At 33.0% G+C, this 15,791-nt stretch carries 20 protein-coding genes and 1 tRNA gene; 11 read left to right on the forward strand and 10 right to left on the reverse strand.

The window, feature by feature from the left end:
* Positions 1 to 133 precede the first annotated feature (133 nt).
* Positions 134 to 210, forward strand: a tRNA-Asn gene (locus Q0663_RS00005).
* Between the two features lie 146 nt (positions 211 to 356).
* On the opposite strand, the gene Q0663_RS00010 is transcribed toward Q0663_RS00005, so the two are convergent.
* Entirely contained in the window at positions 357 to 1,127 is a 771-nt protein-coding gene (locus tag Q0663_RS00010; protein ID WP_299004423.1) for a 3-hydroxybutyrate dehydrogenase, read from the reverse strand.
* A 293-nt stretch (positions 1,128 to 1,420) separates the two neighbouring features.
* Between Q0663_RS00010 and Q0663_RS00015 the strand changes: the two genes are divergently transcribed.
* From Q0663_RS00015 to bioA, 4 genes are read left to right on the forward strand one after another with little or no spacing between them, the layout of a single operon-like run.
* Positions 1,421 to 2,545, forward strand: a complete 1,125-nt coding sequence (locus Q0663_RS00015) for an aminotransferase class I/II-fold pyridoxal phosphate-dependent enzyme (protein ID WP_299004426.1) — start codon at positions 1,421 to 1,423, stop codon at positions 2,543 to 2,545.
* Positions 2,546 to 2,557: 12 nt separating this feature from the next.
* Positions 2,558 to 2,938: a DUF2007 domain-containing protein gene (locus Q0663_RS00020; protein ID WP_299004429.1), complete on the forward strand. Its 381-nt coding sequence runs from the start codon at positions 2,558 to 2,560 to the stop codon at positions 2,936 to 2,938.
* Positions 2,935 to 3,543, forward strand: a complete 609-nt coding sequence (gene bioD / locus Q0663_RS00025) for a dethiobiotin synthase (protein WP_299004432.1) — start codon at positions 2,935 to 2,937, stop codon at positions 3,541 to 3,543. The genes Q0663_RS00020 and bioD overlap by 4 nt, the downstream gene beginning before the upstream one ends.
* A complete protein-coding gene (bioA, locus tag Q0663_RS00030; protein WP_299004435.1) occupies positions 3,540 to 4,805 on the forward strand; it encodes an adenosylmethionine--8-amino-7-oxononanoate transaminase in 1,266 nt (421 codons plus the stop codon). The genes bioD and bioA overlap by 4 nt, the downstream gene beginning before the upstream one ends.
* Here the strand turns inward: bioA and Q0663_RS00035 are convergent.
* Complete coding sequence (locus tag Q0663_RS00035; RefSeq protein WP_299004440.1) at positions 4,791 to 5,228, reverse strand: cytochrome c oxidase assembly factor Coa1 family protein; 438 nt, start codon at positions 5,226 to 5,228, stop codon at positions 4,791 to 4,793. The genes bioA and Q0663_RS00035 overlap by 15 nt on opposite strands.
* An 88-nt stretch (positions 5,229 to 5,316) precedes the next feature.
* Between Q0663_RS00035 and Q0663_RS00040 the strand changes: the two genes are divergently transcribed.
* The 4 genes from Q0663_RS00040 to bioB all read left to right on the forward strand — a co-directional run bounded on the left by Q0663_RS00040 (position 5,317) and on the right by bioB (position 9,708).
* Entirely contained in the window at positions 5,317 to 6,471 is a 1,155-nt protein-coding gene (locus Q0663_RS00040) for a beta-ketoacyl synthase N-terminal-like domain-containing protein (RefSeq protein ID WP_299004443.1), read from the forward strand.
* A 58-nt stretch (positions 6,472 to 6,529) separates the two neighbouring features.
* A complete protein-coding gene (locus Q0663_RS00045; protein ID WP_299004446.1) occupies positions 6,530 to 7,102 on the forward strand; it encodes a hypothetical protein in 573 nt (190 codons plus the stop codon).
* 9 nt (positions 7,103 to 7,111) lie between these two features.
* Positions 7,112 to 8,545: a flotillin family protein gene (locus tag Q0663_RS00050; protein ID WP_299004449.1), complete on the forward strand. Its 1,434-nt coding sequence runs from the start codon at positions 7,112 to 7,114 to the stop codon at positions 8,543 to 8,545.
* Between the two features lie 65 nt (positions 8,546 to 8,610).
* Positions 8,611 to 9,708 (forward strand): biotin synthase BioB, encoded by a 1,098-nt coding sequence (bioB, locus tag Q0663_RS00055; protein WP_073182195.1) that lies wholly within the window; start codon positions 8,611 to 8,613, stop codon positions 9,706 to 9,708.
* 38 nt (positions 9,709 to 9,746) lie between these two features.
* On the opposite strand, the gene Q0663_RS00060 is transcribed toward bioB, so the two are convergent.
* Positions 9,747 to 10,328, reverse strand: a complete 582-nt coding sequence (locus tag Q0663_RS00060; protein WP_299004460.1) for a methyltransferase domain-containing protein — start codon at positions 10,326 to 10,328, stop codon at positions 9,747 to 9,749.
* Between the two features lie 81 nt (positions 10,329 to 10,409).
* On the opposite strand from Q0663_RS00060, the gene Q0663_RS00065 reads away from it, so the two are divergent.
* A complete protein-coding gene (locus tag Q0663_RS00065; RefSeq protein ID WP_299003168.1) occupies positions 10,410 to 11,282 on the forward strand; it encodes a cupin-like domain-containing protein in 873 nt (290 codons plus the stop codon).
* Between the two features lie 27 nt (positions 11,283 to 11,309).
* Here the strand turns inward: Q0663_RS00065 and Q0663_RS00070 are convergent, their stop codons facing one another.
* The 7 genes from Q0663_RS00070 to panB are packed head-to-tail and all read right to left on the reverse strand — an operon-like array spanning position 11,310 to position 15,149.
* Entirely contained in the window at positions 11,310 to 11,687 is a 378-nt protein-coding gene (locus tag Q0663_RS00070; RefSeq protein ID WP_299004463.1) for a hypothetical protein, read from the reverse strand.
* A gap of 24 nt (positions 11,688 to 11,711) precedes the next feature.
* Complete coding sequence (locus Q0663_RS00075; protein WP_299004466.1) at positions 11,712 to 11,993, reverse strand: TM2 domain-containing protein; 282 nt, start codon at positions 11,991 to 11,993, stop codon at positions 11,712 to 11,714.
* Positions 11,994 to 12,028: 35 nt separating this feature from the next.
* The gene (locus tag Q0663_RS00080) at positions 12,029 to 12,421 is read right to left on the reverse strand and encodes a VOC family protein (RefSeq protein WP_299004469.1); all 393 of its coding nucleotides are present in this window, start codon (positions 12,419 to 12,421) and stop codon (positions 12,029 to 12,031) included.
* 1 nt (position 12,422) lies between these two features.
* Positions 12,423 to 12,881, reverse strand: a complete 459-nt coding sequence (locus tag Q0663_RS00085; protein ID WP_299004472.1) for a DUF1801 domain-containing protein — start codon at positions 12,879 to 12,881, stop codon at positions 12,423 to 12,425.
* A gap of 24 nt (positions 12,882 to 12,905) precedes the next feature.
* A complete protein-coding gene (locus tag Q0663_RS00090) occupies positions 12,906 to 13,865 on the reverse strand; it encodes a 2-hydroxyacid dehydrogenase (RefSeq protein ID WP_299004475.1) in 960 nt (319 codons plus the stop codon).
* 59 nt (positions 13,866 to 13,924) lie between these two features.
* Positions 13,925 to 14,275, reverse strand: a complete 351-nt coding sequence (locus Q0663_RS00095) for a four helix bundle protein (RefSeq protein ID WP_299004478.1) — start codon at positions 14,273 to 14,275, stop codon at positions 13,925 to 13,927.
* A gap of 55 nt (positions 14,276 to 14,330) precedes the next feature.
* On the reverse strand, positions 14,331 to 15,149 hold the full coding sequence (gene panB, locus Q0663_RS00100; protein WP_028892153.1) for a 3-methyl-2-oxobutanoate hydroxymethyltransferase: 819 nt from the start codon (positions 15,147 to 15,149) through the stop codon (positions 14,331 to 14,333).
* Between the two features lie 165 nt (positions 15,150 to 15,314).
* On the opposite strand from panB, the gene Q0663_RS00105 reads away from it, so the two are divergent.
* Positions 15,315 to 15,788 carry a nuclear transport factor 2 family protein gene (locus tag Q0663_RS00105; RefSeq protein ID WP_299004481.1) on the forward strand — a complete coding sequence of 158 codons (474 nt, stop codon included), beginning with the start codon at positions 15,315 to 15,317 and terminating at the stop codon, positions 15,786 to 15,788.
* Positions 15,789 to 15,791: the final 3 nt, after the last annotated feature.

A 15,791-nucleotide genomic window follows, 5' to 3' on the forward strand; every position in this document is an offset into this window, starting at 1 on the left:
CTCAATAGCTCAGTTGGTTAGAGCATCTGACTGTTAATCAGAGGGTCCCTGGTTCGAGTCCAGGTTGAGGAGCCAAAGGCAACGTAGAAGCCGATAATTTCTACAACAAATATAGATTGTTCTACATGAACATTCCTCAATAGCTCAGTTGGTTAGAGCATCTGACTGTTAATCAGAGGGTCCCTGGTTCGAGTCCAGGTTGAGGAGCCAAAAAAATCCGATCTACGAAAGTAAATCGGATTTTTTATTTTGCCTAAACTTAAAATTACACAAAAGCCCAACTTACAAACAACTAGTAAGCCAGACTTCTGCTCTTGTATATGCTAAATTAATGAAACAAAGCTTTCATTATAAGGTTATTGCGCACTCCAACCACCATCTAAGGCAAATGAAGTTCCAGTAATAGTTGATGAAGTGTCTTTTGCCAATAACAGAGTCATATCAGCAATTGTTTCCAACGGAACAAACTGTTTTACCGCCTGTTTTTTCAGCATTACTTTTTCAACAACTTCTTCTTCTTTCATCTGATGCGCTTTGCCCTGGTCTTTTATTTGCCCTTCTACTAAAGGTGTTTTTACATACCCTGGACAAATTGCATTACATGTTATATTATAAGGCGCACCTTCTAAAGCCAGAACCTTTGTCACACCTATTACACCGTGTTTTGCTGTTACATAGGCTGTTTTAAACTCAGATGCCCTCAAGCCATGAACTGATAAAACATTGATAATTCTACCAAATTTCTGATCCTTCATAAAATTCCACGCTTTTTTTGAAGCATAGAAAGCAGCATTCATATTAATAGCAATAATTTTTTCATACTTATTATTCGGAAAATCTTCTACAGGAGAAACATACTGTATCCCTGCATTATTAACCAACACACGCAATGCATCGAACACTTTTATTGTTTGCTCTATTAATTCTTCAACCTCATCTGTAACCAATAAATTTGCATTTGAAAAAGAAACTTTCACATTATACTTATCTCCTACGCTTTTTGCTATTTTAGCACCATCCTCCTCCAAACCATGAAACATAATATTGTAACCTGCTTTGGCAAAAGCCTCTGCAATACCTAAGCCGATACCGCTAGTACTTCCTGTTATCAACGCTACTTTATTCATGATTCAGAAAATTTCCAAGCACTTTGTTAAAAGCTTCAGGTTGATCTATTACCGCTCCATGTCTTGAGTTTTCAATTACAGACAGTGTTGCATTCGGCATTCTTTTCAGTAAAGCTGATAAATTTAACCTTATTTAAGTGAGACTTTTACACAAAACCCATCAAAAACTTTAATTTTTAACTAAAAACATTAAGGAATTAAAAATGAGACTTAAAAAAACAAACACTTTTGCCTCTAAAAGATTTCTAACTAAATAGCTACGATATTAAAAAGCGCTTCTTTATTTTTACATTATGCAATTTCCTAAGAAACTACATAAAAAAATTATACAACGAGAGACACAAAACTCTTTAAGAAAACTTGGTAAAGAAAATTCATTAATCGATTTTTCTTCCAACGATTATTTAGGATTTGCTAAATCGGAAATTATCTTTGACAAAACACATCAATATTTAATTAATAATAATAGTAAGATTAACGGAGCTACAGGTTCTCGTTTACTCTCAGGAAACCATGCACTTTATACTCAAATTGAAAAACAACTTGCTAATATTCACAACTCAGAAACTGCATTGATTTTTAATTCTGGTTATGATGCTAATATTGGCTTTTTTGCTTCGGTGCCTCAACGTGGTGATATCATTTTATATGATGAACTTATTCATGCATCCATAAGAGATGGAATTCAATTATCCAATGCAAAATCTTTTAAGTTTAAACATAATGATATAACTCATTTGGATGAGATGCTGAAACGAGTTCAGCATGACGACATAGAAATTTATGTAGTTACCGAATCTGTTTTTTCTATGGATGGTGATTCTCCTAATTTGGTAACAATGTCACAAATCGTAAAAAAACACACCAATGTTCATTTGGTAGTAGATGAAGCGCACGCTTTGGGTGTTTTCGACTTCGGTTTAACTCAAAAACTACAGTTAGAAAACGCTGTTTTCGCTCGAATTATTACCTTCGGAAAAGGCTTAGGGTGTCACGGATCAGCTATTTTAGGATGCAAGCAATTACAACAATACCTCGTTAATTTTGCGCGTAGTTTTATTTACACAACAGGGCTTTCTCCTCATTCGTTAGCTACTATAAAAGTTGCTTATAATGAATTATCAAACTGTCATTCTAGAGAAAAATTAGAGCAAAACATTCAACATTTCATTTCAGAATCAAACAGGCTACAATTACATTTTATTGAGAGTACTTCTGCAATTCACTGTTGTATTATTTCTGGTAATGAACGTGTAAAAAACATCGCTTCTCAATTGCAACAAAAAGGATTTGATGTAAAACCTATTTTATCACCAACCGTTCCATTAAATCAAGAACGTTTGCGTTTTTGTTTGCACTCCTATAATTCTAAGGAAGAAATCACCAATGTTTTAGAGAACCTTGCTACTTTTGCTTAAAAATTTAAGTAGATGAGAAATGATTTTACCATTTTGGCACTTTTTGAATATTCTACTGAAGCTCAAGTAATAAAAGCTAAATTAGATTCAGAAGGTATTCAAACGATGTTAATGGATGAAAAAACAGTAGATTCTGATCCATTAATTAGTCAAGCTATCGGCGGAGTAAAACTACTTATACATAATACTGATTTAGAAAAAGCCACTATTATTTATAACGACATAAGGAGCTATCAAAAAGACGAACGTGGAAATGATATTCATTCTCCTAAATGTAATTCAACAAAAACATTAGTTGCAGATTTACAACGTAAAAATATCTTTTTTATGCTTTTTCCTTTTTTTGAAAGCAGAAAATTAATCTGTAACGATTGCAAAACAGTTTTCAAATGAAAAAATATTTTATCACAGGAATTTCAACAGAAGTAGGTAAAACAGTTGCTTCTGCTATTATAACCGAAGCCTTACAAGCCGATTATTGGAAACCTATTCAATCAGGAGATTTAGACTATTCCGACACTCATAAAGTTCAAAAACTAATTTCAAATACAAAAACCGTTTTTCATCCAAATTCGTATGCTTTACAGACTCCTATGAGTCCACATGCTGCTGCTGAAATTGATGGAATTACTATTGAAATTGACAACATCAAAGAACCTGTAACCAAAAACCACTTGGTTATTGAAGGTGCAGGTGGATTACTGGTTCCTTTAAATGATAAAAACACCCTACTTGACGCCATAAAACCCGGTTATAAAGTAATTGTAGTGTCTCGTCATTATTTAGGAAGCATCAATCATACACTACTAACAGTAAACTTATTGAAAGAAAAAGGTTTTGATGTTTCATTAATTTTCTCAGGAAATGAACACAAAACTACCGAGGATATTATCAAAAAAATGACTGAAGTTCCTGTAATTGGTCGTATTGAAGAAGAGCCTTATTTTGATCAAAATGTAATTAAAGAATATGCAGATAAATTCAAAGAAAATTTATGACTTTAACCGAAAGAGATAAAAAACATTTGTGGCATCCGCTAAAACAACATCAAACACATCCAAATAGTTTAGGAATTGTAAAAGCAAAAGGATGCATACTAACCGACGAACACGGTAACGAATATATCGATGCTATTTCGTCTTGGTACACCTGTATGTTTGGACATTGTAACGACTATATTACAAGCAGAGTTTACCTACAAATGCAAACATTAGATCAAATAATGTTTAGTGATTTCACCCACGAACCTGCTGTAAAATTATCAGAAGAATTGATTAAAATTCTCCCTGAGAATCAAAACCGAATTTTCTTTAATGATAACGGTTCTACTGCTGTAGAGGCGGGAATTAAAATGGCGCTACAATACTATTTTAATAAAGGTGAAAAGCGCACAACTTTTATTGCCTTTGAAGATGGTTTTCATGGCGATACTTTTGGCGCCATGTCGGTTTCTGGATTATCGGTATACAACGGTCCGTTTGAAGATTTTTTAATGGATATTCAACGTATTCCTGTTCCAAACGGAGAAAATAATGACCTCATAGCAGAACAACTACAAGAAATTATTTCAGAAAATAAGGTTGCGGGATTCATCTACGAACCTTTAGTTCAAGGAGCGGCTGGAATGAAAATTCACCAAGCTGAAGATTTAGATAAAATCCTAGAAATTTGCAAAAAGAACGACATTTTAACTATTTCTGATGAGGTTATGACTGGTTTTGGAAAAACAGGTAACAATTTTGCTTCTGATGAAATTACCACCAAACCAGACATCATGTGTTTAAGTAAAGCGTTGACTGCTGGATTGGTTCCTATGTCCATTACTTCATGTACCGAAGAAATTTACACGGCTTTTTTAGACAATGATATTTCTAAAGGTTTTTTCCATTGCCATACATATTCTGCAAATCCGATAGCTTGTACTGCTGCTTTGGCTAGTATTGAATTGTTACAGACACAAGAAATTCAAGAGAATATTAAAACTATTGAAAGAAGTAATAAAGCCTTTGCTGAGAAAATAGAAAACCACCCAAAAGTAAATTCAACAAGATGTAAAGGTGTCATTTTAGCGATTGATTTAAACACCAATTCTGGTCGTTATGGAACGCTTCGAGACCAACTTTTAAAGTCTTTTATGGATGAAGGCGTTTTCTTACGTCCGCTTGGAAACACTGTTTACATTCAGCCACCATACGTAATTACGAAAGAGCAACTTGAAAAAATATATACAACTATTAAAAAGGTTCTAGATACTCTCTAGAGCCTTCACTTTTTCTAACAAGTTAATCTCTTCTTGGGTATCTCTAATTCGAACGTACAAATCTTCATAAACCCATTCTCCATCTACCTTAATTCCTCTAACTACAAGAGTTCCTTCCTCTTTATCTCCTCTTATCGGAATAGAAAAATCTACATTCCCATCGTCATTCGTAAGAGAAATATTTCCTGATGGAATTCCATATTTTTCAATAGACTGTCCCAAAATTTCAATAACCAACTCGTTTTTAGATGCCTGCTCAATAGCATATTCAACAGGAGTAGAACTTGTCATTATTTTCGACACTCCGAAAAATGCTGCTCCCACACCTAAAACAATTAATAAAACAACCCCTAAACAACCAGTTAATGGTATAAACCACAACCAGTTTCTTCCAAACCAACTTTTTTGATTTTGCTCACTCATAACTTCAATAATTTTATCCCAAGATAAATATTTTTATTTTCTTTAGAATACTTGATTTTACCTTTATTTTTGCTGAAATTTTATCGTGTTGAAAGAACTTATCTCTATAACATCATTTGCATCTGTTTCAGCCTTGGGAAGCACTTCTGAAAAAATTTGGGAAAACTACCAAAAAAAGCAACATTTTTTAAGCTCTAAAGAGTTTGAGGATTCTAAAGCATGGGTAGCACAATTGACTGATGAGGATAAACACGCTATTGAGGAAGTTCAAAATTCAGATAACAAGTATAAAAACTTAGATCCGTCTGTTTTATATACATTATTTGTTGCTCGAAAAGCAATAGAGCAAACCAATTGGAAAGCTTCTGACAACTTCGGAATTAACATCGGTTCTTCTCGTGGAGCCACTTCTTTGTTTGAAAAGTACCACAAAGAGTTTTTAGCAACTGGCAAATCATCTACCTTAAGTTCTCCAACTACCACTTTAGGGAATATTTCTTCTTGGATAGCACACGACTTACAAACCAACGGACCAGAAATTTCACATTCTATAACCTGTTCAACCGGATTACATTCTTTGTTAAATGGTGTCGCTTGGTTACAATCTGGAATGTCAGAAAAATTTATGATTGGCGCTAGCGAAGCTTCACTAACTGATTTTACCATCGCGCAAATGCAGGCATTAAAAGTATATTCTAAAGAAAATGATGAATATCCATGTAAGGCTTTTGACCTCAACAAAACCAAAAACACCATGGTATTGGGAGAAGGTGCTTCTGTATTTTGTTTAGAGAGTGGAAGTAAAGAAAATGCTATCGCTTTTATTGAAGGAGTTGGATATGCTACAGAGGTTTTAAAACACAATACCTCCGTAACTACCGATGCTGAATGTTTTCAAAAATCAATGAAAATGGCATTAGGTACTGTTTCTCCTGATGAAATTGACGCTATTGTAATGCATGCTCCAGGTACAATTAAAGGAGATCAATCGGAAATTAATGCGATTCAAAAAGTATTCTGTAACAAAACTCCATTTTTAACTACTAATAAATGGAAACTCGGTCATACGTTTGGTGCTTCTGGCTTGTTAAGTTTAGAGTTAGCAATGTTAATGATACAACATCAACAAGTAATTGAAGTTACTTTTGCTGAACCTCAACAAACTCCAAAAAAACTCAATAAAATACTAGTAAATGCTGTTGGTTTTGGAGGGAATGCGGTTTCTGTTTTAATTACAAAATAAAAATTGTCGATTTCAGGCAATTTATATACTTTTAGTCACTCATTTAAATAATTGCTTTATGATGGAATGGTTTTCTGAATTGACCTCTTTTCAACAAGTTTATTGGGGAATAGCGGGTGTTTTTACATTAATTTTTGTGTTTGTTCTTATTAGTAGCTTTGTAGGCGCTGATACAGGTGACATAGGCGATATCGATACTGAAATAGATGCCGACACTGGTGCTGGATTTCAATTTTTTACCTTTAAAAATATGGTTGCATTTTTTACCATTTTTGGGTGGAGTGGTATTGCTAGTATGGATGCTGGTAATTCAAATACAATCACACTACTTATTTCTGTGATTTGCGGATTGATCATGATGACTATCATGGCAACCTTATTCTACTACATTAGCAAACTAACAGATAGTGGTACCTTACAAATGAAAAATGCACTAAATCAAATTGGCGAAGTGTATTTAACCGTAGGAGCAAATCGCTCTAAAATGGGAAAAGTGCATATAAAAGTACAAAACTCCCTTCGTGAACTTGATGCCTTAACAGATAACGATACTGACTTAACACAAGGCATGGTTGTTAAAGTAATCGAAGTTACCTCAAATGGAATATTAATTGTTGAATCTCAAAAATAAAAATTAACTATGTTAAAACTTACATTATTACAAATTGATGGCTTTGGATTTGCAGGTCCTATTGGACTTGTTATTGCCATTCTATTTATTTTTATCTTACTAATAACTTTAATAAAACGCTATAAAAGGTGTCCTTCTGACAGAATCTTAGTTGTATATGGTAAAGTTGGTGGCGGACAATCTGCTAAATGTATTCATGGTGGTGCTGCATTTATCTTTCCAGTAATTCAAGATTATGAATTTTTAGACTTAACACCAATTTCTATCGAAGTAAACTTGGTAAATGCTCTTTCTAAACAAAATATTCGTGTAAACGTGCCTTCACGTTTTACCATTGGGGTTTCTACAGAGCCAGGAGTAATGCAAAATGCTGCCGAACGTTTACTTGGTTTAGCAATGAACGATGTTCAAGAATTAGCTAAAGAAATTATTTTTGGACAGTTACGTTTAGTGGTTGCTTCAATGGATATTGAAGAAATTAACTCTGATAGAGATAAATTTTTAACCAACATTTCACAAAGTGTAGAATCGGAATTAAAAAAGGTTGGTTTAAAATTAATTAACGTAAACATTACTGATATTGTTGACGAATCAGGATATATCGAAGCATTAGGTAAAGAAGCTGCTGCTCATGCAATTAACGCCGCTCGTAAATCTGTTGCTGAGAAAAACAGAGATGGTTCTATTGGGGAAGCAAATGCTGTACAAGATGAAAGAACTCAAGTAGCTGCCGCTAATGCACAAGCTGTAGACGGAGAAAACACTGCAAAAATTGCTGTTGCAAACTCAGACTCTTTACGTCGTCAAAGAGAGGCTGAAGCGGAAAGAGTAGCTATTGCTTCTGAAAAAGTGCAATCAGCAAAAGCTTTAGAAGAATCGTATGCTGCCGAGAAAGAAGCTGAAATTGCCAGAGCTGAAAGAGAACGTTCTTCACAAATGGCAGATGTAATCGTTCCTGCTGAGATTGATAAACGAAAAGTAGAAATTGATGCAGAGGCAGAAGCTGAAAGAATTCGTAGAAAAGCAAAAGGTGAGGCAGACGCTATTTTATTCAAAGCACAAGCAGAAGCTCAAGGTTTATACGAAGTATTAACCAAACAAGCAGCTGGTTTAGACCAAATAGTTCAAGCTGCTGGTAATGATTCTCAAAACGCTGCTTTATTATTAATTGCTGATAAATTACCTGAATTGGTAAAATTACAATCTGAAGCAATTAAAAATATTAAGATTGATAAAGTTACTGTTTGGGAAAATGGTGGAGGAAAAGATGGAAAAACATCTACTTCAAACTTTATTTCTGGAATGTATAATGCAGTACCACCACTACAAGAAATGTTTAATATGGCAGGTATGCAATTACCCGATTATTTAAAGGGGAAAGAGCTTCCTAATGAAGACTCAAAAATAATTGAAGAAGACAATTCTCCTTCCAAAGAAAAATAAGACTCATAAAATTCCGCTTTCGAAGCGGAATTTTTTATTTTTACCACCACAAACAACTCGAATTTATGACTGAAATTAGACACGATTGGACGAAAGAGGAAATTCTAGAAGTATACAATAAGCCTTTAATGGAGCTTTTGTACGAAGCTTCAACTATGCATAGAAAATATCACGACCCAAATACAGTACAAGTAAGTACCTTAATTTCTATAAAAACTGGTGGGTGTTCTGAAGACTGTGGATATTGTCCGCAGGCAGCACGTTATCATACCAATGTTGAAGGAAATGATTTGATGACTGTAAACCAAGTTAAGGCACAAGCTTTACGTGCCAAAGAAGGTGGATCATCAAGAGTTTGTATGGGTGCAGCTTGGAGAAACGTAAAAGACGGACCAGAATTTGACCAAGTGTTAGAAATGGTACGTACTATTAACAAACTAGACATGGAGGTTTGCTGTACCTTAGGTATGGTTACCGAAAATCAAGCAAAACGTTTAGCCGAAGCTGGTTTGTATGCTTATAACCACAATATTGATACTTCAGAAGATTATTACGATGATGTAATTTCTACACGTGCCTTTAAAGATAGAGTAGACACTATTGAAAATGTACGTAAAACAAATGTAACTGTTTGCTCAGGAGGTATTATTGGTATGGGAGAATCGTTAGAAGACAGAGCTGGAATGCTGGAAACGTTAACTCGTTTTTCTCCACATCCTGAATCTGTGCCTATTAATGCATTAGTTGCCGTTGAAGGTACTCCGTTAGAAGAGCAACCTCCTGTAAACATTTTTGAAATGGTTCGTATGGTAGCTACTGCTCGTATTGTATTACCAGACTCACAAGTACGTTTATCAGCAGGTAGAACGCAAATGAGTAGAGAAGGTCAAGCAATGTGTTTCTTTGCTGGTGCAAACTCAATTTTTGCAGGAGACAAATTATTAACTACTCCAAATCCTGATATTAACGAAGACATGAAAATGTTTGAAGATTTAGGTTTAAATACGCAGAAGCCTTTCTTTAAGCATGAACAAAGAGAATCTGTTGAAGCAGAAAACTCACAATACCAATCGTTAGGTGAAAAACCAAAATGGACAAGACCAGACCATAAAATTGAGCGTAACGAACAAAAGAAGCAAGAGGCTAAAGAAATAAGAGCCTAACATCAAATAAGAAATAACCGTTGAATTAAATTTAACGGTTATTTTTTTATCATTTTCACAAACAACTCCATACCTTTTCTTCCTCCTGATGAATTGTAACAAGGTTCCATACTTCCTGTAAAATAGGGTGTGAAGTATTTTTCATATTCATTTTTATTCCCTCCAAAAGGTGGATGGTCTTCATTTAGTACTGCATCAAACAGCAAACCAACTAGTTTACCTTTATCAGTTAGTAATTCATGTGCTTTTTGTGCATATTCTGCTCGTAATTCTGGATTGATAGCACAGAAGAAAGTTTGTTCTATAATTAAATCAAAAGTGCTTTCTAATTCAAAAAAATTAGCGTGAATTAAATTTTCCTTCGGGAAATTAGGAACTCTTTTTTGAATTCTCTTTAAAGGTTCTTTGGCAATATCAACTACAAAAACATTCTCAAATCCTTTATTAAATAAATACTCCGCTTCATAAGAATTTCCTCCTCCAGGAATCAGAATCCGTAAACTTTTATCTTCTAACTGATTAAAATATTCTTTTAATGGGTTAGAGATTTCACCTAAATCCCATCCTGTTTTATTATTCAAATATTTATTATTCCAAAAATTCTCAGATAATTCAATCATTGTATTAACTTTATTATACCACAAATTTAAGGATAAAGTGTCGTAACGATTTCTTAACTTTGCTTTTTTAAACAACATGTTATGGGATTAAATCTTTCTCAAATCGAAAGAGTCGAAACAATTACCAAAGAAGACTTTATCAAGAATTATTTTAAACCGCAAAAACCTGTGGTTATTGAACGTTTTATTGAAGATTGGCCAGCCTATTCTAAATGGTCTTTAGAATACATGAAAGAAGTAGCAGGCGATAAAACGGTACCTTTATACGATGACAGACCTGTTGATTATAAAGATGGTTTTAACGAACCTCATGCGACCATGAAAATGAGTGAGTATGTTGATTTATTAAAACGTGAACCAACTAAATTTAGGATTTTCTTATGGAACATTTTAAAAGAAGTACCTCAATTACAAAAAGACTTTAAATTTCCTGATTTTGGTCTAAGTTTAATGAAAGGCTTACCGATGTTATTTTTTGGCGGACGTGATTCGTACACGTTTATGCACTATGATATTGATTTAGCTAACATTTTTCACTTTCACTTTGAAGGAAAAAAGAAGTGTATTTTATTCGATCAAAAGCAAAACAAATACTTATATAAAATTCCGCATTCGTTAATTACTCGTGAAGATATTGATTTTAACGATCCTGATTTTGAAAAATGGCCTGCATTAAAAAATGCCAAAGGTTATGTTGCTGAATTAGAGCACGGAAATGTTTTGTATATGCCTGAAGGTTATTGGCACTATATGCGTTATGTAACCCCAGGTTTTTCAATGAGTTTACGTGCCATTGCTCGTAACCCTAAAAACTTAGGAAAGGCTGTTTATAATGTATTTATTATGCGTACAATAGATAATGTGATGCGTCGTATTAAAGGTCAAAAATGGATTGATTGGAAAAACGAACAAGCCATTATTAAAACAAACAAAGCAAATAATATTGCCTCATAAAAAAAGCGCCTAATAGGCGCTTTTTTATTATTTCTTTCCAAAAAGTCGTTGAAAAAAACTTTTTGTTTTGGTTTTAGTTTCTTGAAATTCTTCTTTAGTATCTTCTGCAAAATCGGCTATATGTTCACTAGCTTCTCCTGCAACTTCTGAAGCTTTTTCAGTTATATCTTCTAATACTTCTTTTGCTTCATTAGTTAATTCATTTGCTTTTTCTTTAGCTTTCTGAACTGATTCATCTGAAATAATTTCTTCAACTTTTTCTTTTACATCTTCTACTATATCTACTAAATGTTCACCAGCTTCTCCTGCTAAATTACTTGACTTTTCTGTTATATTATCCATAACTTCCTTAGCTTTATCTAGCCCTTTGTTTAAGCTATCATTGGTGTTTTTATTTTCAGACATAATATAAAAATTAAAAAAGAATGTTTAGAACCAACCTTTTTTGTTAACCTGATATGTTTCTACAAACTCTTGGTCTGATTTTGTTAAGTACATAATTCCTTCTATCAAACCTATAATGCTACTTATAAAAGCTCCCATACCACAAGTTAAAATAGTTATTAGTAACATTATTACACCTTCTTTAGTGTATCCTAACACAAACTTATGAACTCCAAAAGCACCTAAAATAATACCTAAAACACCAGCTAACACACGTTTACTTTCTTGATTAGGAACAGTATTCCCATTTTCATCAATTACATTCATTTTTTTAATTTTTTATTTATTAGACGGTGCTAAATTTATAAAAAAGCTTCGTCTTTTGGCTCCCATAACTCAATTTTATTTCCATCTAAATCTAAAATCCAACCGAATTTCCCATAATCATACTCTTCTATCTTATCCATTACCTTAACTCCCTTTTCCTTAAGATCTTCTAATAATTCAACTAAATTTTCTACCCGATAGTTAAACATAAAATCTTTTTTAGATGGCTCAAAATAGTTGGTGTCTTTTGCAAACGGACTCCATTGTGTAGAAGCTTTTTTATCTTCATTATCTTTCCACCAAAATGTACAACCCCAATCATCTGTATTAAAACCTAAGTTATTTTTATACCAATCTTTTGTTGCTTTTAGGTCTTCTGTTTTAAAGAAAACACCTCCTATACCAGTTACTTTACCTTTTTTCTTCATTTTATTTCTTTTTTACAGCTGATTCATAAGTAGAAACCCATTCATCAACAGACATTTTAGTACACAATTCAGCAATTAATTCATACGGAATATCATCTAGTTTTTTAAAACGAATACAGCTTTTTCCCATATCTAGTTTCCTTTTTGAATATTTAGGATATTCTGCTACAAACCAATCGTGTAAATCTTTATTTGCATAGATTCCACTATGGTATAAATTCACTGAATTCTTCTGCGAAGCTAAATTCATAAAAGGTAACGGAAGTTTTGGATCACAATGATAACCATCTGGATACTTCGAATGAGGAACATAATACCCAATCATATTATAATTGATTCCTTCTTCAAAACCTTCAGGTAAGTTTTCCTTAATTATATTTCGTAGTTTTTGTAAAACTTCTTGACGTTCTTCAGGAAGTTGAGAAATATATTCTTCTACTGTAGATGCTTCATACTTCATGTTATATGAGTTTAAAGCTACAAGTTAGCAAAATTTCTCTCTAATTTTATCAACTATCGTTTGTGCTAGTTTTTCCTTACTTTCTATGGTCCAACCTGCTACATGAGGAGAAAGCAACACATTTTTAGTATTGATTAAATATTTAAAAGCTTTTGGTACTTCGGCTACGCTCAGCACCCCATCTTTTGTTTTAAACAGGTTTTCGAAAGATTTTTTCTCATATTCCAATACATCCAATCCTGCACCTAATACTTTTCCTGATTTTAAAGCCTCAACCAAGTCTTTCGTTACTACAGATTTTCCTCTCGCCGTATTTAACAACCAAAAAGGGTTAGAAAAATTAGCTATGAATTCCGCATCAATCATATTTGTTGTTAATGCTGTTTGTGGAGTATGCAAACTTAGAACATCTGCTCTTTTTTGCAGTTCTTCTAAAGAAACTTGAGCACAGTTTTCATCACCAACATTTGGTTTGATATCGTAACAAATAACATTTACATCAAAACCTCTAAGCTTTTTAGCAAATGCCTTACCCATATTACCATAACCAATAATTCCTACGGTTTTTCCGTCTAACTCAATTCCTCGATTTTCTTCTCGTAACCATTTACCTTCGCGAACTTCTTTATCTGCCTTGTTCAATTTATTAAAAAGCGAAAGCAACATTCCTAAAGCATGCTCTCCTACTGCATTTCGATTACCTTCTGGTGCTGATATTAAACGTATCCCTTTCTTTTCAGCATATTCACAATCAATATTTTCTAAACCAGCACCTACTCGTCCAATAAACTTCAAGTTTGATGCTTTGTCTAAAAACTGCTTATCAATTGTAAAACGACTACGAATTATAATTCCATCGTATTCATGAATTTTTGCTTCAATTTCTGATTTAGTAGAAGTATAATCCTCGTGATTTTCAAAACCTAACTCTTGAAGTTGTTTTATTAATAAAGGATGGTTTGTATCTAAATGAAGTGTTTTCATTAAAATAGATTTGTTGGATTTTTAGATCTTTAGATTTTTGGATAGTTTAATGGCTGGATCTAGACTAATGTTGAATTGAATTTAGACATCATTTTTACAATACTCATAAGAATTTCTGTATGTTTTTCTAAATCATTTGAAGAAATAAACCCCAAATCATAACTAAGTAATAATTGAGTTTCAACTTCATAACATGAACCTAATGCAATGACCAAAAATCTAGAAAAATCTTTATTGGATGTTCTTGAGCAACCTTCTGATATATTAGAAGGAATTGACACAGAAGCTCTTCTTAATTGAGATACTAATCCATACTTTTCATCTTCAGGAAATTTTGATGTGAGCAAATAAATACCTTTACAAAAAGACCTGCTCACTTGCCAAAATTTAAAATCCTTGTATCTGTGCATCTCTTAACTTCTAGAAATTGAATAATCCAACTATCTAAAAATCCAATAATCTAAATTAATATTGTTCGTTTTCGTTTGGAAAGTCCTTGCTTTTTACATCAGCTATAAACTGTTCAAAAGCATTTGTCATTTCGGTATGTAAATCTAAATATCTACGTAAAAAACGTGGATTAAATTCGTGAGTCATTCCTAACATATCATGCATAACCAATACTTGACCATCTACTCCACCACCGGCTCCAATTCCTATTACAGGAATCGTTAATGCTTCTGCTACTTTTTGAGCCAATTTAGCTGGCACTTTTTCAAGTACTATTGCAAAACATCCTAATCTTTCTAACATTAAAGCATCTTGCATAAGCTTCTCTGCTTCTTCCTCTTCTTTTGCTCTTACTGTATAAGTACCAAATTTGTATATAGACTGTGGAGTTAATCCTAAATGCCCCATTACTGGAATTCCTGCATTTAAAATTCTTTTGATTGAATCTTTTATTTCTTTTCCTCCTTCTAATTTAATCGAATGCGCTCCACTTTCTTTCATAATTCGAATAGCAGAACGTAATGCTTCTTTAGGGTCAGATTGATAGCTACCAAAAGGTAAATCAACCACAACCAAACAACGGTCAATTCCTCTTACAACAGAACTTGCATGGTAAATCATTTGATCTAAAGTAATAGGCAATGTAGTTTCATGACCTGCCATTACATTTGATGCAGAATCACCTACCAAAATCACATCAATTCCTGCTCCATCAACAATTTTTGCCATGGTATAATCGTATGCCGTAAGCATCGATATTTTTTCTCCGTTGGCTTTCATCTCAACAAGAGATTTTGTAGTAATTCTTTTATATTGTTTTTTTGCTACTGACATTTCTTTTGTTTTATAGATTGTAAAAATACACAATTATTCACTGGTTTTATTTATTACGTTTTTATAACCTGCTTAATTCCCTTTTTCAATCGCCGTTAATCTTGTGTTAATTAAATTTTAGCCCTTTATTTTTTTAATAGCTTTACCTAACTAAATCAAACTAAAATGCAAAAGATATTTACTTTACTTATTGTTTTTGTAATTTCTACTGTTGTAAATGCTCAAGAAGATCTTCAAGAGAAAGCCATAAAAAACACCGTTGAAACCTTTTTTGAAGGCTTGCATAAAGGTGATAGTACAATCGTAAGTTCTACTTTACACCCAACAATTACTATTCAAACTACATTTACCAATAAAGAGGGGAAAAATGTATTAGTTACCGAAAGTAAAAACAAGTTATTAACTAGTATCGCTAATAAAAAACCTGAACATACTTATTTAGAAAAGTTACTATCATGGGATATAAAAATTGATGGAAACTTAGCTTCTGTATGGACTCCTTATGAATTTTATTTAAACAATAATTTTAGTCACTGCGGAGCAAATTCATTTCAACTTTTTAACAACAACGGTAAATGGGAAATTATTTACTTAGTTGATATGAGACGTAGAAGTGATTGTGATGCTAATAAACAATAAATA

This window comes from uncultured Tenacibaculum sp. (genome assembly GCF_947504135.1).
In the GTDB taxonomy this organism is placed as follows: Bacteria; Bacteroidota; Bacteroidia; order Flavobacteriales; family Flavobacteriaceae; genus Polaribacter.